The sequence below is a fragment of the Variovorax sp. 3319 genome (genome assembly GCF_031456585.1).
In the GTDB taxonomy this organism is placed as follows: domain Bacteria; phylum Pseudomonadota; class Gammaproteobacteria; order Burkholderiales; family Burkholderiaceae_C; genus Variovorax; species Variovorax paradoxus_P.
Map to the genome: position 1 here is coordinate 78,777 of NZ_JAVDUZ010000004.1, position 20,634 is coordinate 99,410.

Sequence of the window (20,634 nt, forward strand, 5' to 3'; positions counted from 1 at the left end):
TTCAGTGGGCTGCGTCGGCAGTTGGCGGCGCGGCATTGGAGGGTTTGTCATGCAGGGCCTCCAGGGCGCGCTGGCCGCGCCCTCCCAGAAAATATTCGTGAATGAACGGATGCGGATACGCGATGACTTCGCGCGCGGAGCCGCTGACGATGACCTTGTGGTCGGCCAGCACCGCAATGCGGGTGCTCAGGTCGAACAGCGTGTCCAGGTCGTGCGTGACCATGACCACCGTAAGGCCCAGTTCGCGGTGCAGGCCGCGCAGCAGGTCGCAGAAACTGTCCGAAGCCTCGGGGTCGAGGCCGGCCGTGGGTTCGTCCAGCAGCAGCAGCGGCGGGTCCATGATGAGGGCGCGCGCCAGCGCCACGCGCTTGATCATGCCGCCCGACAGATCGGCCGGGCTCATGTTGGCGTGCCTGGGCTGCAAGCCCACCATCTGCAGCTTGACCAGTGCCGCGTTGCGAATCAGCTCGTCGGGCAGCAGCTTGAGCTCGCGCAGCGGAAAGGCAATGTTCTCGAGCACGCTGAAGGCCGAGAACAGCGCACCGTGCTGGAACAGCATGCCCACGTTGGCCGCACCCTTGGCGCTGAGTTCGCCGGGCGCCTGGCCCAGCACCTCGACCGTGCCCTTCGACGGTTTTTCGAGCCCGAGAATCTGCCGCAGCAGCACGGTCTTGCCGGTGCCCGATCCGCCCACCAGCGAAAGCACTTCGCCGCGCGCAATGTGCAGTTCGAGATCGCGGTGCACCACATGCTCGCCCTCGGCGTTCTTGAATACCGTCCAGAGCTTGCTGATGTCGACGACGTTGTTCGAAGCGCTCATGCCCTGAACCCCACACCTTTGAACAGCACCGCGAACAGCGCGTCGACCAGGATCACCGCGGTGATCGAGGTCACTACCGACGAGGTCGTGCCGCGCCCCAGGCTCTCGGTGTTGGGTTTCACTTTCATGCCGAAGTAGCAGCCGATCAGCGCAATCAAGATGCCGAACACCGCCGACTTTGCCAGCGCGAGCCAGATGTTGACCATGGGCACGGCGCGCGGCAGCGCCGAAAGAAAATAGGCGGGCGAAATGTCGAGCGCCGCGTCGGCCGCCAGCATGCCGCCCGCAAGCGCCGCCATCGATGTCCAGAGGCTGATCAGCGGCATCGCAATGGCAAGCGCCATCACCCGCGGCATTACCAGCCGGAAGCCGTGCGGAATGCCCATCACGCGCATCGCGTCGAGTTCTTCGGTAACGCGCATCACGCCGATCTGCGCCGTGATGGCCGACCCCGAGCGCCCCGCAATCAGCACCGCGGCAAGCACCGGCCCGAGCTCGCGGATCAGCGACAGCCCGAGGATGTTGACCACGAAAGCTTCGGCGCCGTATTGGCGCAACTGCTGCGAGATCAGGTAGGCCAGCACCACGCCAATCAGCAGGCCCACCAGTGCCGTGATGTGCAGCGCAGTCGCGCCGAACTGGTACAGGTGACCTGAAAAATCGCGCCACGGCGCACGGTGCGGCGCACGGGCAAGCGTGCAGGCGTCGAGCGCAAGCTGGCCGATGAGCCCCACGAAGTCGCGCACCACCTGCAGCGCGCGCGGGCCTGTGTGCGAAAAATGCCGCAGCCGCTCGGCAAGCGTGGGCGGCGGCTCTTCGGGCGTTCCGACCGTGTACTGGGCCACTTGGTCGAGCACCGCCTTGTGTTGCGGCGACATCTCGAGCGTGGCCGGCCAATCGTGGCGCCAGTGTTCCCAAAGCAACTGCGCGCCGATGTGGTCGAGCTGCTCGATGGGCCGCAGGTCCCAGGCGCGGCCGTCCGACGTCGGAGCGCCCGCCAGGTCTTTCTCGATGGCCTGCCACGCGGCTCGCGACGACATGGCCAGCGTGGTCCAGCGGCCGCTGGCCACAGTCCAGCTGCGGCCGTCCTGTTCGCGCTGCTCGAGGCGCGGCAACACGCTGTCGGCGGCGGATGCGTCGGCAGGCGAAGTTGCTATGGACATGGTGCGGCGGGGCAGGGCGTAGTAAGAAAAAAGAAGCGGTCGGAAAGGGCGCATCGTAACCGGATGAATCGGCTTTTCCCGTACGCGGCGCCGGTGCTTTGCGTAGGGCGGCACGCCGTTTGAAGACCCATCCGCGCCCGCTTTCCGGTCAGTTCCATGCCCGTGCCAGCGCGTTCCAGGCGCTTGCAATCACGGGTTCGTTGCGCCGCGATGCCAGCGAGACGAAGCGCAGCGCGCAGTCCAGCTGCACGCGGTCGGCCATCACAAGGCCGTGAGACTGGCTCTCGCGAATGGCAATGGAGTCGCGCAGGAGGCTAAGCCCCACGCCCGACTTCAGCAGGTCGAGCATCGAGGCTTCCTGGTCGACAAGCGCCACGCGCCGCGGCGAGAGCCCGAGCGGGCCGAACACTTTGTCGAGCAGCCGATGGTGTGCGGACTCGGGCGGCGTGGCAAGCCAGGGCAGGGCGGCCAGCGCCTTCCAGTCGCGGCCCAGCACCTGCGGACCCCAACCCGCGGGTGCGACCACGCGGTAGGTGAAGCGCGTGAGCGTGCGCGCCGCGAGCGGGGCCGGCGCGGCGTCGTTGTCTCCAGCCTCGCGATCGGCATCGGCATTGGCATCGAGGTGAAACCCCACATCGAGCTCGCCGCGCAGCACCTGCGCCAGCACCGTGCCGCTCATGCCGTGGCGCAACTCGGTTTCGATCTGCGGCGCGGATTCGACAAGCTCGCGCAGGAACACGCCCAAGCGGGTGAACTCCGGATCGAGGATGGTGCCGATGCGCAGCGCCCCCCGCACCGTGCCCTGCAAGTTGCGCGCGGCCTGCTGCAGGTCGCCCACGGCGGAGAGCACGCGCTCGGCCTGCGGCAGCAATGCGGCGCCGTCGGCAGTGAGCGCCAGCCCATGCGGCGTGCGCGTGAAGAGCTGGAGCCCGGTTTCTTCGGCCAGTCGCTTCAATTGCAGGCTGACGGCCGGCTGCGTCAGGTGCAGCCGCTCGGCCGCCCGGGAAACGCTGCCTTCGCGCGCCGCGAGCACGAAGGCGCGCAGGATCTGGAGGTCCAATGCCGAGGCAGTCATATAAGAGCGATTTATAAGCTACCGGCGCCGAAATCATTGGCTTTTTGTACAAGGCTTGGGCGAAACTTGCCCAAGAGGCCGGTGCAAGGCCCATGAGCATCAAAAATATCGTTCCGGAGACAAGCAGGCGCCATGAGCGACAACACATTCGACTACATCGTCATCGGCGGCGGCACGGCCGGCGCGCTGATGTGCAACCGGCTGACCCGCAAATCGCAACAGCGCACGCTGCTGATCGAAGCCGGCCGCAAGGACGACTACCACTGGATCCACATTCCCGTGGGCTACCTCTATTGCATCGGCAATCCCCGCACCGACTGGCTCTACAGCACCGAGCCCGACGCGGGGCTGAATGGCCGCACGCTGCGCTACCCGCGCGGCAAGACGCTGGGCGGCTGCTCCAGCATCAACGGCATGATCTACATGCGCGGCCAGTCGCGCGACTACGACCAGTGGGCGCAGCTCACGGGTGACGACGACTGGAAGTGGCAGAACGTGCTGCCCGACTTCAAGAAGCACGAAGACTATTACCTTGGCGCCGACGAACTGCACGGCGCCGGCGGCGAATGGCGGGTGGAAAAGCAGCGCCTGCGCTGGGACATCCTCGACGCGTTCGCCGAAGCGGCAGTGCAGGCCGGCGTTCCGCACAGCACGGACTTCAATCGCGGCAGCAACGAAGGCGTCGGCTATTTCCAGGTCAACCAGAAGAACGGCTGGCGCTGGAATACGGCGAAGGCGTTCTTGCGGCCCGTGTGCTATGGCCGGCCCAACTTCGAGATGTGGGTCAATGCGCACGTCACCAGGCTGATCATCGAGACCCAGGCCGACGGCAGCCAGCGTTGCACCGGCGTGCAGGTGTGGGACGGCCAACAGATGATTACCGCGCATGCCACGCGCGAGGTGGTGCTTTGCGGGGGAAGCATCGGTTCGCCGCAAATCTTGCAACTCTCGGGCATTGGCCCGGCCGAGCTGCTGCGCCAGCACGGCATCGATGTGGTGGTCGATGCGCCGGGCGTCGGCGCCAACCTGCAAGACCACTTGCAGATTCGCGCGGTCTACAAGATCAACGGCGCGCCCACGCTCAATGTGCTGGCGTCGTCGATGTACGGCAAGGCAAAAATCGGCCTCGAGTACCTGATGAAGCGCAGCGGCCCGATGAGCATGGCACCGTCGCAGTTGGGCGCGTTCACGCGCAGTTCGCCCGAGCATGAGTGGCCCAATCTCGAATACCACGTGCAGCCGTTGTCGCTAGACGCATTCGGCGAGCCGCTGCACAGCTTTCCGGCCTTTACGGCGAGCGTGTGCAACCTCAACCCCACGAGCCGCGGCACGGTGCGCATCAAGAGCCCGCGCTTTCAGGACGCGCCTGCCATTGCACCCAACTACCTGAGCACGGATGAAGACCGCAAGGTGGCAGCCGATTCGCTGCGCGTGACGCGCCGCATCGCATCGCAGCCCGCACTCGCCAAATACAAGCCCGAGGAATGGAAGCCCGGCGTGCAGTACCAGAGCGACGAAGACCTGGCGCGCCTCGCGGGAGACATTGCAACCACCATCTTCCATCCGGTGGGTACAACCAAGATGGGCTCCGACGGTGACACGATGGCGGTGCTCGACTCAAAGCTTCGTGTGCGCGGCGTGCAGGGGCTGCGCGTGGTCGACGCGGGTGCGATGCCAACCATCACCAGCGGCAACACGAACAGCCCGACATTGATGATGGCCGAGAAGGCTGTGGGGTGGATTCTGGAAGCGAATCGCTGAGAACTTCTGCTTGGGACTGTTGATGTTTGGGTGCGCTGCTGTTCAGGGCTTGTGCACAGGCCACCGGGTACTCCCCTCCGCGAATGTCCCCCGCCTTCGGCTCCTCCTTTATTTCGCTGCGGGGAGCACCCGATGCCCTGTGCACTGGGCACGCTCTGGGTGCGCCGCCCTGAACACAGCCACCCCAAAACTCACGCACCTATCACTTCTCGATAGTCTTGTTCCAACGCGCATTCCACGCAGGCCGGTTCGCATTGATGCTGTCCCAGTCAATGGTGACCGCAGTCTTCATCCACTTGTTGATGTCGGCCACCTGCTGCACACCATCGCCCACGGCAGGTGCCTTGGGGTTGGTGGGAATCTGCGCGCCGTACTGCAATACGTTGGCCTGAGCCAGCGGGCTCAACAAGAACTCGGCGAGCTTTTGCGACAACTCGGGTTCGCTGTTGTTCGCAATCACGCACTGGCCCACCATCAGCACCACCGCGCCTTCCTTCGGCGGCGCGTACTCCACCGGAATGCCCTTGGTCTTCAGCGCGGCCACGGCCGTGGGCGTCAGCGGAAAGATCGCGGCTTCGCCGGTCTGCACCATTTCCGACAGCTTGGCCGAACTCGGGATGTACTCGAGCACGTTCGGGCCGATGGTGGTGGGCCAGGCCTTGAAGCCCGGTTCCACGTTCTTGTCGTTGCCACCCTGGATGCGGTTGAACATCAGGAAGCCGTGCAGTCCAAAAGATGATGACGACATCGACTGGAACACCACCTTGCCCTTGTACTTGGGGTCGGCCAGGTCCATCCACGAGGTGGGCGGCGCCCAGCCCTTGTCCTTGAACATCTTGGCGTTGTAGGCGAGGCCCGTCATGCCCAGGCTCACGCCGCTGGCCATGTCGTCCTTGAAGCGTGCGGCCGGGTAGATTTCGGCAAGCGACGGATTGGGCCGCTGCTTCTGGCACAGGCCCATGCCGATGGCGCGCACCATGATGCCGTCGTCCAGGAACATCACGTGCATCTGCGGGCGGTCCTTGTTGGCCTGCGCCTTTGCAAGGATGTCGGACGAAGTGCCCGGCACCACCACCACCTTGGCGCCGTAGAGCTTCTCGAAGGCGGGGAACACGTACTGCGTGTATGCCTTCTCCATGGTGCCGCCGTTCATGCCGATGTAGAGCGTCTTGGTCTGCGCGCCGGCCGTGCCGCCGGCCGCGAGCGCAGCAACCGCTGCCGCACCGAGCAAGCTCCGGCGAAGGGAGAAAAAGAAGGGCTTCTTCTGAAAACGGGACATGGTGTTTTCCTTTCAGGGTGGGGTGTGGGTGGTGGTGTTGTCTGCTGCTGCTGTTTCTTCTTCTGCTGCCACGGCGGACGCAAGGAAGCGGTCGATCGAGAAGCTCTCGATCGGGGTGCTGCTGCGTCCGTCGCGCACGAGTTCGGCAAGCACTTCGCCGGCTGCGGGGCCTATCTGGAAACCCGCTCCCGAAAAGCCGAAGCCGTGGAACAGCCCGGGCGTGGTGCGGCTTGGCCCGAGCACCGGCTGGTGGTCGGGCAGGTTGCCTTCGGTGCCGCTCCAGGTGCGGATGAAATGCGCATGCCGCAGCGTGGGCAGCAGCTCGACAGCTTGTGCCGCGAGCGTGGCGATGGCGTCGCGATCGGCACGCGCGCGATCGGCGTCGAGCGCAAAGCCCCTGCCGCCGCCGAGCACCAGGTTGCCGCGCGCCACCTGCCGGCAGTAGATGCCGCCGCCCTCTACGCCGAGGCTCCAGTCCATGAAGTGCGGCACGGGTTCGGTCACAGCCATCACCGGGTGGCTGGAGCGCAGTGGAACGGCCTCGCCGAAATATTCGGCAATGGGGCCGGACCATGCGCCCGCGCAATTGAGCAGCGCCGGTGCATGCACTTCGAGCGCGTTGCCCGAACGCAGCAGGAAGCCCCTGCCGTCGTGCACCACCTCGTCGACCTTGTGGCGCTCGAAGATCTGCGCGCCCGCACGCTGCGCCGCAAGCGCGAAGGCTGGCGACACCAGCCGCGGGTTGGCCTGCCCGTCTTCGGCGCACAAAGAGCCGCCGACGGCGCGCGTGCCAAGCCAGGGGCAGCACTCGCGCAGGCGGGCAGCCGAGATCAGTTCGAGCCCAAGATCGAAGTCGCGGCTCCGCTCGCGGTACCGCTCCAGCGACGCCATGTCGGCTTCGCTGCGTGCAATCTTGAAGTGGCCGGAGCGCAGGTATTCGCCGTCGGTGCCGATGGTTTCGCGCAAGCGGCCCCAGATGCGGTGCGCGCGTTGCGCCAGCGGCAACTGGCTCACCGGCCGACCCTGGCGCCGCACGCCGCCGTAGTTGACGCCGCTCGAACGCGAGCCGCACAAGTCCCGCTCCAGCAGCACCACGCCGATGCCCATCTGCCGCAAGGCCAGCGCGGCGGACGCACCCACGATGCCGCCGCCGACGATGGCGACGTCGGTGCGCAATGTCTTGCGCCCGGTCACGTGCTTGCTCCTTCGGCGGCAGTTGCTGTTGCCGAGGTGGCAAGCTGAATCGGAATCGGCTTGATCGGAGCCTGCCCGCGCAGCCGGCCGACCTGCTGCAGCGGTTGCCTCGTGGCATGCGCAAGGATCTCGGCTGCCGCCACGCCGCACATGCGGCCTTGGCAGCGGCCCATGCCCACCCGAGAAAGCGCCTTCAGCCGGTTCATTTCATCGGCACCGTTCTCGGCCACGGCTTGGCGCAGCGTGCCCGCGGTGATGTTCTCGCAGCGGCACACCACCAGCTCGTCGGGCGCGTGGGCGGCCCAGTCGTGCGGCACCGGAAAGGCGCGCTCCAGCCCCTGGCGGAAGGCGCCGAGCTTGTGCAGCTTGCGTTCGAGCATTGCGGCGCGCGCGGTGTCGACGGCCACGCCGCCGTCGGCCAGCAGCGCAAGCGCGGCACGCTCGCCAGCCCACTCGGCCGCATCGGCACCCATGATGCCGGCGCCATCGCCCGCTAGGTACACGCCCCTCATGCTGGAGCGGCCGGCCGCGTCGCGCACCGGCAGGTGCGCACGGTGCAGCGGCGCAAATTCGAAGCGGCAGCCCAGCAGTTCGGCCAGTTGCGTTTCGGAGCGTAGCGCATAGCCGAAGCCGACGGCATCGCAGGGCAACGTGCGCTCTTCGCGTCCGTCATGCCACGCCACGCCGGCCACGCGGCTTTCCGTTGCGTCGCCGAGCACACGCAACGGCCGCACACCGCCGTGCAGCGCCACGCCGTGCGCGCGCAGCCAAGCCACGTAGTAAACGCCTTTCGCGAACACCGCCGGCTGCCGCAGCATCGCGGGGGTGGCGGCAAGCTGGTCCGCGAACCGCGAGGTGTCGAGCACCGCAGCGACCTTCGCTCCTGCCTTGGCGTATTGGTACGCGACGAGATACAGCAGCGGGCCTGTGCCCATGAACACCACCCGCTGCCCGATGGCGCAGCCCTGGAACTTGAGTGCCACTTGCGCGCCGCCCAACGTGTAGACGCCCGGCAGCGTCCAGCCAGGTACCGGCAGCACGCGGTCGGTGGCGCCCGTGGCGACAATCAATTGGCTGTAGGGCACGCTGGAGGTGCTGCGCGTGGGGCCGTGCAGCACGTCGAGCCGGCCGCCTTGCGCGTTCCACACCAGGCTGTCGGGGCGGTAGTCGATGCGTTCGCGCAAGGCGTCGAAAGCGGTGTGCACCGCATCGGCGCGGCGGGCCTCGAAACCGTAGAGCACATTCGCGCTGCGCTCCGCCAGGCTCGCAGGCGGGCGGCGGTAGATCTGGCCGCCGGCACGCGAGGCTTCGTCGATTACCACGGGGCGCAGGCCGTGCGCCACCAGCGCCTGTGCGGCGCGCACGCCTGCCGGCCCTGCGCCGACGATCACCGGCTGCAATGCGGAAGAAGAAGGAGCCGTCATGCGCCGCTCCCTCCAGTAACCAGCGCCATGCCCGGCGCAATGAAGGTGGAGCAGGCGCGCAGGCGCCCGCCTTGCTCAGTGGCAATCCAGCAGTCCTGGCAGGCGCCCATCATGCAGAAGCCCGCGCGAGGCGCGCCGCTGAATTCGTTGCGGCGCAGCTGGGCGGCTTGCGTGAGTACGGCCGTGAGCACGGTGTCGCCCGCAAGCGCGGAGGCAGGCTCGCCGTCGAGCGTGAAGCGCACCTCGGCACGGCCGGTTTCGGCCACGCGATGCAGCAGCGGTTGAATAACGGTCGGCAAGCTCATCTATCGGCGCCCCACCAGCACGCGGTCGAGGCCGTAGACGCGGTCGAGCACCACCATCGCGATGGCGGTTACCGCCACCATCAGCGCCGACACCGCGGCCATCAGCGGGTCGATCGACTCGGTGGCATACATGTACATGCGCACCGGCAGCGTGACCGTGCTGGGCGATGTGACAAAGATCGACATCGTCACTTCGTCGAAGCTGTTGATGAAGGACAGCAGCCAGCCGCCCGTGACCCCCGGCAGGATCATCGGCAGCGTGATGCGCCGGAACACCGTGGCCTGGCTCGCGCCCAGCGACAGCGCAGCCTGCTCGGCGCTTCGGTCGAAGCCCACGAGCGCGGCCACCACCAGGCGCAGCGTGTAGGGCGTGACGATCAGCGCATGCGCCATGACCAGCCACCCAAAGCTGCCCGTGCCGCCCACCAGTGCGAAGAGGCGCAACAACGCCACGCCCAGCACCAGGTGCGGAATGATCAGCGGCGAAAGAAAGAGGCCGTTCAGGAAGTCGCGCCCCGGAAATGCATAGCGCGTAATGGCCATGCCGGCCGGCACCGCGAGCAGCGTGGCAATGGTGGCCGAAGCCAGCGCAAGCCACAGGCTGTTCCAGAACGACTGCATGAAGTCGGGGTGCGCAAACACCGCCTTGAACCAGCGCAGCGAGAAGTGCGTGGTCGGAATGGTCAACGTGTTTTCGGGTGTGAACGCCACGATGCACACCACCACCAGCGGCGCCAGCATGAAGGTGATGACGAGCGCGTTGAACGCGAGGGCGAGGGGGCCGTTCTTGCTCATTGGGTCAGCCCAGCGCTTTCTTGTAGCGGCCTTCTACCAGCCGGTTGTAGCTCAGCATCACGATGAGGTTGGCCGCCAGCAGAACCAGCGCAACCGCGGCGCCGAGCGGCCAGTTGAGCTCGTGCAGGTATTCGTCGTAGACGACCGTGGCAACCATCTTCAGGCGGCGCCCACCGAGCAGACCCGGTATCGCAAACGAGCTTGCGGCCAGGCCGAACACGATCAGGCTGCCCGAGAGAATGCCCGGCATCACCTGCGGCAGCACGATGCGCCGCAGCGTGGTGAAGTGCGAGGCTCTGAGCGAAAGCGCGGCGTTCTCCACGCCTGCATCGAGCTTCTGCAGCGAGGTCCACACCGGAATCACCATGAACGGAAGCATCACGTGGACCAGCGCCACGATCACCGCAACTTCTGTGTAGAGCATCTTCACCGGCCCGATGCCCACAACGCCCAGCAGCGCATTCACGGCGCCTTCGGGCCCCAGCAGCATGCTCCAGCCGAAAGCGCGCACCACCACCGAAACCAGCAGCGGCGCCAGCACCACCAGCAGCAGGATCGACCGCCAGGGGTTGCGCATGCGGCTCAGCACATAGGCTTCAGGGGCGCCGATGAGCACACAGATCAGCGTGACGAGGCCCGAGATCCAGAAGGTGCGCCAGAAGATGCCGTGGTAGTACGAGTCGGTGAAAACCTGCGCGTAGTGTTCGAACGTGAATTCGCCCGCCTTGGGCCCGGTGGCGGGGTCGTACACATTGAAAGACAGCACCGCCGTGAGCACGAGCGGCACCACCAGCAAGGCTGCGAACAGCAGCAGCGCGGGTGCCGAGAGCCACCAGGGCGTGGCCTTGCGGGTCGAACCGCTCATGCCGCCACCGCCTCTTCGGCCGGCAACAGGCGCGTGCAATGCGCGGGCCAGTCGATGCCGACCGGGCTGCCTTCGTCCAGCGCTTCGCGGCCGTCGTTGGGGCTCAGCACCATCAGGTCGCCGGCGGGTGTGCCCAGGCGATAGAGCCATTGGCTCCCCAGGAAGAAGCGCTCCCGCACCGTGCCGTCGAGGCGGCCGCGCCCGGCTTGCACCGGCTGCAGCTTTTCAGGCCGCACGCTCATCAGCACCCGGTCGCCCGATTTGTAGCCGGTGTCTTCGACCTCGACGGTGAGCGAGCCGACCTCGACGCGGCAACTGCGTGCGCCACACGCCGTGACGCGGGCGTCCAGCAGGTTGGCCTTGCCGACGAAGGTGGAGATGAAGCGCGTGCTCGGATGCTCGTACACGCGGTGCGGATGGTCGATCTGCGTGGCGCAGCCACCTTCCATTACCACCACGCGGTCGCTGATGGACATGGCCTCGCTCTGGTCGTGCGTGACCATTACCGTGGTGGTGCCGACCTTGCGCTGGATCTGGCGCAGCTCGAACTGCATTTCTTCGCGCAGCTTCGCGTCCAGGTTGGACAGAGGTTCGTCGAGCAGCAACACCGGCGGCTCGATGACCAATGCGCGCGCCAGTGCCACGCGCTGGCGCTGCCCGCCCGAGAGCTCACGCGGGTAGCGCGTGGCATGCGCTTCGAGGTGAACGAGTGCGAGGGCCTGCTTCACCCGTTCAGCGCGCTCGGCCTTGGGCATCTTGCGCATCTCGAGGCCGAAGCTCACGTTGTCGGCCACGGTCATGTGCGGAAAGAGCGCATAGGTCTGGAACACGATGCCCAGGCCCCGCGTGTTGGCCTTGGCGTGCGTGATGTCCTCGCCGGCAAGCTCGATGCGCCCGCTGGAGACCGCCTCGAACCCCGCAATCATCTGCAGCGTGGTGGTCTTGCCGCAGCCCGAAGGGCCGAGCAGCGAAACGAACTCTCCCTTTTCCACCGCAAGGTTCATGGCCGACACGGCACGCGTGGCGCCGTAGAACTTGGTCACGTCGGTGAGCCGTAGGAATGACATGGAAGAGCCTTTCTGCGCGGTGTCGTGAACGGCGCGCCGCACCTTGGTGCGCGCCATGGACAAGAGAGAACTTTCAATTCACTCTATTGCAACGATTGCGCCAACTCGACCCGGGTATTCCATTAATCAGAATATTTCTCTAATTTATTCCGGTCAACGGAATATGATCCGCAGAATGGATGCCAGGAATTCCACCAAAGAAGCCATCGAAAGCCCCGCAGTTGCAAGCGGCGGCGTTCCGCGTCTGTTTTCAGTGCTTCGCGCGCTCGGCGCGGTGCAGGCCGAAGGCGGCCGCGTGACGCAAATTGCACGGTCGGTGGGCCTCACGCAGGCGACCACGCACCGCCTGCTGCAGTCGCTCATGGCCGAGGGCATGGTCGAGCAGGACGAGCGCAGCAAGCTCTATCGCCTGAGCATCGATTTCTTTGCGCTTGCGGCCAGCGCCGGAAACCCGGGCGACCTGCGTTCCATTTGCCGCCCCGTGCTGCTGCGCCTGTGCGCGAGCCTGGGCGACAGCATCTTTCTTTTGGCGCGCAGCGGCTTCGACGCGGTGTGCCTCGACCGAAGCGAAGGGCCATTTCCCATTCGCTCGTTCACCGGGGATATCGGCGGGCGCATTGCGCTGGGCGTGGGGCAGGGCGCGCTCGCCATCCTGGCGTTTCTGCCGGAGGCCGAGCGCGAGGAGGTGATCCGCTTCAACCTTTCGCGCGTGCGTGAGTACGGTGTGTACGACGAGGTCTATCTGCGCACCGAGATCGAGCGCGTGCGCCAGGCCGGCTATGCGGGGCGCAACACGGGCCTGCTCGAAGGCATGGCCGGCGTGGCTGTGCCCATTCTCGACCGCGAGGGCCGCGCGGTGGCCGCACTGAGCGTGGGCACCATCGCAGACCGGCTCAACGCCGACCGGATGCCCACAGTGGTCGAGCTGCTCAAGCGCGAGGCCGCGGCCATCGGGCCGAAGATCAACCCCTTCGATGCAACGCTCAGAAGGCCTGCGCAGAGCTTGGCGGGGTCGCCGGCGGGGCAGAAGATTCCCCTGCCGGACGCGCCGGAGCCCCGATAGGCGCCGTGTTCATTTCAGCTTGATGTCTTCGCGCTTGGCCTCTTCCATCGCCTCGGGCTCCAGTTCTTCGGCGTAGCGGTTCAGGCGTATGAAGATGCCCCAGCCCGCCATGAGAAGGCCCACCGAGCCCAGCATTGCGGCGGCATGCAGCATCAGCTCGGGCGCCTCGCGCGCCTTGAAGGTTGCGACCAGCCCCTCGACCGCGACGGCAACCACGATGACCACCATGAACCGCGAAAGAAAGCGGCGCACCCGGGTCGGCGCGCCGATGTGCGCATCGCGCACCACCTCTTCTTCGAGCACAGTCTGGGAAATCTGCAGCGCCACGACGCCGGCTGCCAGCAGGCCTACCGCTTCGATGATCGCCTCGGCGGCGGGCAGGTCGAGCCCCTGCATCACTGCGCCCCAGCCGGCCCGCGCCGCAATCACGACAAGAACGAGCGACGCGGCGGCAAATGCGAGCGCCATCAGCGCATGGATCGCAGCGTACAGGGTGAGGATCGCTTTCATGGCTCGACGGAAAGTGGGATGCGCGATCTTCGGTGCCAGCCAGCGCTTCGCGCGTAGGCGCGAAGCCCGTCCCGCACGGGCGCATGCCAGGTTCATTCGGCAAACGCATCAAGTCCTTCCTTTTTTTCACTAGGCAAGTGCGCGGGATTGGAAGATATTGCGCCGGTCCCGTCTTGCCGTTTCCTTTCCTCTCTTCCTCCCTTCCCGGAGCGCGCCCATGTCCGAAGCCCAAGCCCCCGTCTCCCTTGCCGCCGAAATCGAACAGCTGCTGCAGCGCCTGGGCGTGCCCCGCAGCGCCTACACCGGCGGCGAGTTGACGGTGCGCTCGCCGTTGACCGGCGAGGTGATTGCACAGGTGCCGCAAACCAGCCCGGCCGAAGCGACCGCCGCCATCGGCCAGGCGCATGAAGCCTTCAAGGCCTGGCGCAGTGTGCCCGCGCCGCGCCGCGGCGAGCTGGTGCGCCTGCTGGGCGAAGAACTGCGCGCCGCCAAGGCGGACCTCGGCCGCCTCGTCACCCTCGAGGCCGGAAAGATTCCGACCGAAGGTGCGGGCGAAGTGCAGGAAATGATCGACATCTGCGACTTTGCGGTAGGCCTCTCGCGCCAGCTCTACGGCCTGACGCTCGCCACCGAGCGCGCGGAGCACCGCATGATGGAAACCTGGCATCCGCTGGGCGTGTGCGGCGTGATCTCGGCCTTCAACTTTCCGGTGGCCGTGTGGTCGTGGAACGCCGCGCTGGCGCTGGTGTGCGGCGATCCGGTGGTGTGGAAGCCGTCCGAAAAAACGCCGCTCACCGCGCTGGCCACGCACGCCATTGCCCAGCGGGCCGTTGCGCGCTTTGGAGAAGACGCACCCGAAGGCCTGCTCGGCCTGCTGCTGGGGCAGCGCGACATCGGCGAAGTGCTGGTCGACGACTACCGCGTGCCGATTCTCTCGGCCACCGGCTCGACTGCGATGGGCAAGCAGGTGGGGCCGAAGCTGGCTGCGCGTTTTGCACGCGCCATTCTTGAACTCGGCGGCAACAACGCCGCCATCGTCACCCCATCGGCCGACCTCGACCTTACGCTGCGCGCCATTGCGTTCTCGGCCATGGGCACGGCCGGCCAGCGCTGCACCACGCTGCGCCGGCTCTTTGTGCACGACAGCGTGTACGACGCGCTGGTGCCCAAGCTCGCCAAGGTGTACGGCAACGTGCGGGTCGGCGATCCGCGCGAGGCCGGCACGCTCGTGGGGCCGCTCATCGACCGCGCCGCATTCGACGGCATGCAGAAGGCGCTGGGCGAAAGCCGCGAGATCGGCGCCAAGGTGCATGGCGGCGAGCGTGTCGAAGGCATCGGCACCAAGGACGCCTACTACGTGCGCCCCGCGCTCGTGGAACTCAAGTCGCACGAAGGCCCGGTGCTGCGCGAAACCTTTGCACCCATTCTTTATGTGGTGCGCTACAGCGAGCTCGACGATGCCATCGAATGGCACAACGCGGTGGGCGCGGGCCTCTCGTCGTCGATCTTTACGCTGAACGTGCGTGAGGCCGAGCGCTTCCTGTCGAGCGCGGGCTCCGATTGCGGCATTGCCAACGTCAACATCGGCCCGAGCGGCGCCGAGATCGGCGGTGCCTTCGGCGGCGAGAAAGAAACCGGCGGTGGCCGCGAAGCCGGCTCCGACAGCTGGAAGGCGTATATGCGCCGGGCAACGAACACCATCAACTATTCGACGGCATTGCCACTTGCGCAGGGCGTGACCTTCGATATCGGGGATTGATCCAACCAAGGCCGCTGTTCTTGCCGCGCAGCCCCGAATAAAAATTACCAGGAGACAGAGAACATGAAGATGCGTTTCAAGACACTCACCACTGCAGCGCTGCTTGCGGTCGCTTTTGGCGCTTCGGCGCAGCAGGCCCCCGCCGGCGGCACGCTCGACAAGATCAAGAGCAGCGGCAAGGCCGTGCTCGGCGTGCGCGAGGCCTCGCCGCCCATGGCCTACATGCTGGGCGCCAACGATAAATATGTGGGCTACCACGTCGAGCTTTGCGAGCGCGTGCTGAAGGACATCGCGCCTTCTGCCAAGCTCGAATACATGGCCGTCACGGCGCAGAACACCATTCCGCTGGTGCAGAACGGCACGCTGGATATCGGCTGCGGCCCCACCACCAACAACACCGCGCGACAGCAGCAGGTGGCCTTTGCGCTCACCACGTATGTGAGCGAAGTGCGCATGGCCACCAAGGTCGACTCAGGCATCAACTCGCTCGACCAGCTGGCGGGCCGCACCGTGTCGGCCTCCACCGGCACCACCGCCGTGCAGCTGCTGCGCAAGCGCGAGCGCGCGCAGAACACCACCATCAACACGATGCTCGGCAAGGACCACCTCGAGAGCTTTCTGCTGATGGAGTCGGGCCGCGCCGATGCCTTTGTGCTCGACGACAACCTGCTTGCCGGAATCATCGCCAACTCGAAGAACCCCGCGGGCTACCGCATCACTGGCGAGGCGCTGGGCTCGGAGCCGATCGCGCTGTTGTTCCGCAAGGATGACCCGGCCTTCAAGGCCGCGGTGGACGATTCGCTGCGCAAGCTCATGAAGAGCGGCGAGCTCGAGAAGATCTACACCAAATGGTTCGTCGCGCCTATTCCGCCTAAGAACACCAGCCTGAACCTGCCGATGAGCACAGCGCTCAAGCAGCTGATTGCGGAACCCAACGACAAGCCGCTGGAGGCATACGCGAAGTGACTTCCGCCGTGCTTGCCCCGCCGCTTTCTTCGTCTTCGGAATTCGAGCCCGCGCAGCGCGTGCGGGCCATCGGCGTGTCGGAAATCTTGCGCATTACCGACCACGCCAACGCGCTCAAGCGCGCGGGCCGGCCGGTGATTGTGCTGGGCGCGGGCGAGCCGGACTTCGACACGCCCGAGTACATTCGCGCCGCCGCGGCCCGTGCCATGGAGCGTGGCGACACACGCTACACCGTGCTCGACGGCAGCCCGGCGATGAAGGCGGCGGTGCAGTTCAAGTTCAAGCGCGACAACGGCCTGGACTTTGCATTGAATGAAATCAGCGTGGGCGCAGGCGCCAAGCAGGTGATTTTCAATGCGCTCATGGCAAGCCTGAACCCGGGCGACGAGGTGATCTTGCCCGCGCCCTACTGGACCTCCTACGCGGACATCGTTCAGATCTGCGGCGGCGTGCCAGTGAGCGTGCCTTGCAGCGAGGCCAACGGCTTCAGGCTGGAAGCGGCGCAGCTCGAGGCCGCCATCACGCCGCGCACGCGCTGGCTCTTTTTGAACTCGCCGTCCAACCCGAGCGGCGCGGCCTACAGCGCTGCGCAGCTGGTTCCACTGTGCGAGGTGCTGCTGAGGCACCCGCACGCGTGGGTGCTGGCCGACGACATCTACGAGCACATCCTCTACGACGGCCTTGCATTTGCAACCCCCGCGGCCGTGGAGCCGCGGCTACGCGAACGCACGCTCACCGTCAACGGCGTGTCGAAGGCTTATGCGATGACGGGCTGGCGCGTCGGCTACGGGGCGGGCCCGCGTGCGCTGATTGCGGCCATGGCGGTGGTGCAGAGCCAGTCGACCTCGTGTCCCTCGTCGGTGAGCCAGGCCGCCGCCATCGAGGCGCTTACGGGGCCGCAGCACATCGTGGCCGAGCGGCGGAGCGACTTCCAGGCGCGGCGCGACTTCGTGGTGGCGGCATTGAATCGCGCGCCCGGCCTGCATTGCCGCGTGCCCGAAGGCGCCTTCTATACTTTTGCGAGCTGTGCCGGCGTGCTCGGCCGGCGCACGGCGAACGGCATGCTGCTGCAGACCGACAGCGACTTCTGCAGCTACCTGCTGCAGGATTTTGAAGTAGCGGTGGTGCCGGGAAGCGTGTTCGGGCTCGCGCCGTATTTCCGCATTTCGTATGCCACTTCGATGGCGCAGCTCGAAGAGGCGTGTTCGCGCATCGTGGTGGCATGCGAAGCTCTCACATGAATTTCTTTCTCCCCTTCCGGGGGAGGGCAGGGGTGGGGGCAAGCGGCGTATCAATCGCTGTCGGCTTGGCCAGCGTCGCATGCCCCCATCCCAACCTTCCCCCGGAGGGGGAAGGAGTAGATACCAAGACCTTCATTGCATTGGACACAGCATGACTTCTTCCCGCACCGGCGGCCAGATCCTGGTCGACCAGCTCATCACCCACGGCGTCGAGCAACTGTTCTGCGTGCCAGGCGAAAGCTTTCTGGCCGTGCTCGACGCCTTGCACGATGCATCGATCGACGTGACGGTGTGCCGCCAGGAAGGCGGCGCAGCAATGATGGCCGAGGCGCAAGGCAAGCTCACCGGCAAGCCCGGCGTGTGCTTTGTCACGCGCGGGCCAGGCGCCACCAACGCCGCGGCCGGCGTGCACATCGCGCACCAGGATTCGACCCCGATGCTGCTCTTCGTGGGGCAGGTGGCGCGCGAGGCGATGGGCCGCGAGGCCTTTCAGGAGCTGGACTACGGCGCGGTCTTCGGCACCATGGCCAAGTGGGTGGTGCAGATCGACGATCCTGCGCGCGTGCCCGAGCTCATCTCGCGCGCCTTTCACGTTGCCACCTCGGGCAGGCCGGGGCCGGTGGTGATTGCGCTGCCGGAAGACATGCTGACCGAAGCCGCCGCAGTGGCCGATGCACAGCCTTATGCAGTGACCGAAACCTACCCCGGCGCGGCGCAGATCGCGCAGTTGCAGCAGCGTCTCTCAGAGGCGCAGCGGCCGGTGGTCATCCTCGGCGGCAGCCGCTGGTCCGAAGCCGCGACGCGGCAGTTCGCCGGCTTTGCCGAAGCGTTCTCGCTCCCGGTGTATTGCTCGTTCCGCCGCCAGATGCTGCTGTCGGCCGAGCATCCTTGCTATGCGGGCGACCTGGGGCTTGGCGCGAACCCGCGCATGCTGGAGCGCATCCGCAATTCAGACCTGGTGCTCCTGGTCGGCGGCCGCCTCTCCGAGGTGCCGTCGCAGGGCTATGAACTGCTTGCCATTCCGCAACCGAAGCAGGCGCTGGTGCATGTGCACGCCGATGCCGACGAGCTCGGCAAGCTCTATCGTCCTGCGCTTGGCATCCACGCCACGCCGCAGGCTTTTGCAGAAGCGGTGGCGGCGTTGCATCCGGCTTTGCCGCCGGCCTGGCAGGCCGAGACAAAAACCGCGCGCGAAGACTTCCTGCGCTGGAGCGATCCGGCGCCCATCCGTATTCCGGGACCGCTGCAGATGGGCGAGGTGATGCAGCATCTGCGCGAGGTGCTGCCGGCCGACACCATCTTTTGCAACGGCGCCGGCAACTTTGCCACCTGGGTGCATCGTTTCTGGCCGTTTCGCTCGTTTGCGAGCCAGCTGGCACCCACCAGCGGATCGATGGGCTACGGCCTGCCCGCCGGCGTGGGCGCCAAGCGGCTGTGGCCGCAGCGCGAGGTGGTGGTGTTCGCGGGCGACGGCGACTTCATGATGCATGGCCAGGAGTTCGCAACCGCCGTGCAGTACGGCCTGCCGATCATCGTGGTGCTGCTGGACAACGCCATGTACGGCACCATCCGCATGCACCAGGAAAAGCACTATCCGGGGCGCGTGAGCGCCACGCAGCTCAAGAACCCGGATTTCCGGGGCTATGCCGAGGTGTTCGGCGGCCACGGTGAGCGGGTGACCCGCACCGAGGAGTTCGCCCCTGCGCTCGCGCGCGCCCGTGCAAGCGGCAAGCCGGCGGTGCTGCATTGCCTGCTCGATCCGGAAGCCATCACGCCGGCCAGCACGCTGCAGAGTATTCGCAAGGCGGCACTTGCTGCCGGCTGAGCGGCTGGTGAACGCCTGGCGTCAAAGAAAGATCAGCGCAGCCCGCCCGCAAACCGTGGCCGCGGCTTAGGCGGATTGCCGTCGGGCGTGCGCGCCGCCAGCCGTGCGGCGCGCGCCAGCGGCTCCATGGCCTGTTCGAGGCGGGTAGCGAGCAGGTAGAGATCCTCGTCCTTGGTTTCTGCGGCATGGGCGCGCGCCATGCGAACGATCTCGGCGGCGTATTCGGCATTGGTGGCCATCCATTCGGTGTCGGTCACGCGCCCGTGCTTTCGCCGCAATGCCACGTGAAGCCGCGCGGCAAGGGCGATGCGTTCACTTTCGGACATGGACATGGTTCGAGGGCTCCCATGAATGGCTCGAACCACTTGCGTGCACAAGTCGTGCCATGCTTTAGCGGCACCATTAACGCCCAGAAACACTTTTGTCTGCCAAGAGCGTTCCGAAGGTAAGGCAAAGCGGGTAATTCCCAATGCACTGGCCCGGTGCACCGCCTAAAGTCTGCCCACTCGCGAACGGGCCAAGCTCGTGCTGCCGAGGGTCCGAGGAGACAAAATTCGGTCTACAAGAATAATTCTCAAAGGCTTCCGTTCGAGAAGCCGTGTTTGAACTTGAAAGGCGCCGCTGGTCGGCGCCTTTTTTATTGCCCGAAGCACCCGTCCCGGCGGCCACTTTTCAAACATCCGAAGCCGGGTTGCACCCCCGCCCCGCCTCTTTCTGAAGCTCCTTTTTTTATAGCAGACCGGGTGCGACAATGCCGGCATGGAAATGCTGGTAGTCACGGGCGCTTCGCTGCTCGCAGGTTTTGTCGATTCGATTGTGGGCGGGGGTGGCTTGATCCTCGTGCCGGCGCTCTTTGCAGTGTTTCCGGGCGCGCCTCCGGCCACGTTGCTGGGCACCAACAAAAGTGCTTCCATTTGGGGCACGGCGGCCGCGGCGGCCCAGTTCAGCCAGCGCGTGCAGATGCGCTGGAGCGCCCTGTGGCCGGCAGCGGTGCTCGGATTTGCGGGTTCCATGCTGGGCGCCTGGGGCGTCACCTTGTTTCCGGGCGACTTCCTGCGCCGGGCGCTGCCCATCGTGCTGCTCGGAGTGCTGCTCTATACGCTGGCGCGAAAAGACCTGGGCCGCCACCACGTGCCTCGCTTCAGCGGACGCGCCGAAACGCTGGCGGCTTGCGCCATCGGGCTGTCGATCGGGTTCTACGACGGCTTCTTCGGCCCGGGGGCGGGCAGCTTCCTGGTCTTTTTATTCGTGCGCTGGATGGGCTACGACTTCCTGAATGCTTCCGCGTCGGCCAAGATCATCAACACGCTCACCAACGCCGCGGCCCTGTTGCTGCTGGCGCTCAAGGGGCATGTGTGGTGGCACTATGGGCTGGTGATGGCTGTGGCCAATGTGGCGGGCAGCCTGCTGGGTACGCGTGTTGCGTTGAAGCACGGGGCCGGCTTTGTACGGGTGGTGTTCATCGTCGTGGTGAGCGCACTCATCCTGAAGACCGCCTATGACGCATTCCTGAAATAGCAAA

At 66.2% G+C, this 20,634-nt stretch carries 19 protein-coding genes; 7 read left to right on the forward strand and 12 right to left on the reverse strand.

Annotated elements, in window-relative coordinates; translation table 11 throughout:
* Position 1 precedes the first annotated feature (1 nt).
* The 3 genes from J2X67_RS09990 to J2X67_RS10000 all read right to left on the reverse strand — a co-directional run bounded on the left by J2X67_RS09990 (position 2) and on the right by J2X67_RS10000 (position 3,058).
* Positions 2 to 820: an ATP-binding cassette domain-containing protein gene (locus J2X67_RS09990; protein ID WP_309952667.1), complete on the reverse strand. Its 819-nt coding sequence runs from the start codon at positions 818 to 820 to the stop codon at positions 2 to 4.
* A complete protein-coding gene (locus J2X67_RS09995; RefSeq protein ID WP_309952669.1) occupies positions 817 to 1,983 on the reverse strand; it encodes an ABC transporter permease in 1,167 nt (388 codons plus the stop codon). The genes J2X67_RS09990 and J2X67_RS09995 overlap by 4 nt, the downstream gene beginning before the upstream one ends.
* Positions 1,984 to 2,131: 148 nt before the next feature.
* Positions 2,132 to 3,058, reverse strand: a complete 927-nt coding sequence (locus tag J2X67_RS10000) for a LysR family transcriptional regulator (protein ID WP_309952672.1) — start codon at positions 3,056 to 3,058, stop codon at positions 2,132 to 2,134.
* A gap of 132 nt (positions 3,059 to 3,190) precedes the next feature.
* On the opposite strand from J2X67_RS10000, the gene J2X67_RS10005 reads away from it, so the two are divergent.
* Positions 3,191 to 4,819: a GMC family oxidoreductase N-terminal domain-containing protein gene (locus J2X67_RS10005; protein WP_309952673.1), complete on the forward strand. Its 1,629-nt coding sequence runs from the start codon at positions 3,191 to 3,193 to the stop codon at positions 4,817 to 4,819.
* 202 nt (positions 4,820 to 5,021) lie between these two features.
* Here the strand turns inward: J2X67_RS10005 and J2X67_RS10010 are convergent, their stop codons facing one another.
* Genes J2X67_RS10010 through J2X67_RS10040 form a run of 7 tightly spaced genes read right to left on the reverse strand, consistent with a single transcriptional unit; the run spans position 5,022 to position 11,748 of the window.
* Positions 5,022 to 6,098: an ABC transporter substrate-binding protein gene (locus J2X67_RS10010; protein WP_309952676.1), complete on the reverse strand. Its 1,077-nt coding sequence runs from the start codon at positions 6,096 to 6,098 to the stop codon at positions 5,022 to 5,024.
* Between the two features lie 12 nt (positions 6,099 to 6,110).
* The gene (locus J2X67_RS10015) at positions 6,111 to 7,292 is read right to left on the reverse strand and encodes an FAD-dependent oxidoreductase (RefSeq protein WP_309952678.1); all 1,182 of its coding nucleotides are present in this window, start codon (positions 7,290 to 7,292) and stop codon (positions 6,111 to 6,113) included.
* A complete protein-coding gene (locus tag J2X67_RS10020; RefSeq protein WP_309952679.1) occupies positions 7,289 to 8,716 on the reverse strand; it encodes an FAD-dependent oxidoreductase in 1,428 nt (475 codons plus the stop codon). Before J2X67_RS10020 ends, J2X67_RS10015 begins: the two co-directional genes overlap by 4 nt.
* Entirely contained in the window at positions 8,713 to 9,021 is a 309-nt protein-coding gene (locus tag J2X67_RS10025) for a (2Fe-2S)-binding protein (RefSeq protein ID WP_309952680.1), read from the reverse strand. The genes J2X67_RS10020 and J2X67_RS10025 overlap by 4 nt, the downstream gene beginning before the upstream one ends.
* A complete protein-coding gene (locus J2X67_RS10030; protein WP_047784138.1) occupies positions 9,022 to 9,816 on the reverse strand; it encodes an ABC transporter permease in 795 nt (264 codons plus the stop codon).
* Positions 9,817 to 9,820: 4 nt separating this feature from the next.
* Positions 9,821 to 10,681 (reverse strand): ABC transporter permease, encoded by an 861-nt coding sequence (locus J2X67_RS10035; protein WP_309952682.1) that lies wholly within the window; start codon positions 10,679 to 10,681, stop codon positions 9,821 to 9,823.
* Positions 10,678 to 11,748: an ABC transporter ATP-binding protein gene (locus J2X67_RS10040; protein ID WP_309952683.1), complete on the reverse strand. Its 1,071-nt coding sequence runs from the start codon at positions 11,746 to 11,748 to the stop codon at positions 10,678 to 10,680. The genes J2X67_RS10035 and J2X67_RS10040 overlap by 4 nt, the downstream gene beginning before the upstream one ends.
* Positions 11,749 to 11,923: 175 nt before the next feature.
* Here J2X67_RS10040 and J2X67_RS10045 point away from each other — a divergent pair, with 175 nt between their 5' ends.
* Positions 11,924 to 12,811: an IclR family transcriptional regulator gene (locus J2X67_RS10045; RefSeq protein ID WP_409050481.1), complete on the forward strand. Its 888-nt coding sequence runs from the start codon at positions 11,924 to 11,926 to the stop codon at positions 12,809 to 12,811.
* 9 nt (positions 12,812 to 12,820) lie between these two features.
* On the opposite strand, the gene J2X67_RS10050 is transcribed toward J2X67_RS10045, so the two are convergent.
* Complete coding sequence (locus tag J2X67_RS10050; protein ID WP_309952684.1) at positions 12,821 to 13,321, reverse strand: hypothetical protein; 501 nt, start codon at positions 13,319 to 13,321, stop codon at positions 12,821 to 12,823.
* A gap of 217 nt (positions 13,322 to 13,538) precedes the next feature.
* On the opposite strand from J2X67_RS10050, the gene J2X67_RS10055 reads away from it, so the two are divergent.
* The 4 genes from J2X67_RS10055 (at position 13,539) to J2X67_RS10070 (ending at position 19,112) form a co-directional block, all read left to right on the forward strand.
* Positions 13,539 to 15,080: an aldehyde dehydrogenase family protein gene (locus tag J2X67_RS10055; protein WP_309952687.1), complete on the forward strand. Its 1,542-nt coding sequence runs from the start codon at positions 13,539 to 13,541 to the stop codon at positions 15,078 to 15,080.
* 63 nt (positions 15,081 to 15,143) lie between these two features.
* Positions 15,144 to 16,046, forward strand: a complete 903-nt coding sequence (locus tag J2X67_RS10060) for an amino acid ABC transporter substrate-binding protein (protein WP_309952689.1) — start codon at positions 15,144 to 15,146, stop codon at positions 16,044 to 16,046.
* Entirely contained in the window at positions 16,043 to 17,287 is a 1,245-nt protein-coding gene (locus tag J2X67_RS10065; protein ID WP_309952691.1) for a pyridoxal phosphate-dependent aminotransferase, read from the forward strand. The genes J2X67_RS10060 and J2X67_RS10065 overlap by 4 nt, the downstream gene beginning before the upstream one ends.
* 151 nt (positions 17,288 to 17,438) lie before the next feature.
* Positions 17,439 to 19,112 (forward strand): thiamine pyrophosphate-binding protein, encoded by a 1,674-nt coding sequence (locus J2X67_RS10070; RefSeq protein WP_309952692.1) that lies wholly within the window; start codon positions 17,439 to 17,441, stop codon positions 19,110 to 19,112.
* A gap of 32 nt (positions 19,113 to 19,144) precedes the next feature.
* Here J2X67_RS10070 and J2X67_RS10075 read toward each other — a convergent pair whose 3' ends face one another.
* Positions 19,145 to 19,444 (reverse strand): hypothetical protein, encoded by a 300-nt coding sequence (locus tag J2X67_RS10075; RefSeq protein ID WP_309952694.1) that lies wholly within the window; start codon positions 19,442 to 19,444, stop codon positions 19,145 to 19,147.
* Between the two features lie 427 nt (positions 19,445 to 19,871).
* Between J2X67_RS10075 and J2X67_RS10080 the strand changes: the two genes are divergently transcribed.
* Positions 19,872 to 20,630: a TSUP family transporter gene (locus J2X67_RS10080; protein WP_309952696.1), complete on the forward strand. Its 759-nt coding sequence runs from the start codon at positions 19,872 to 19,874 to the stop codon at positions 20,628 to 20,630.
* Positions 20,631 to 20,634: the final 4 nt, after the last annotated feature.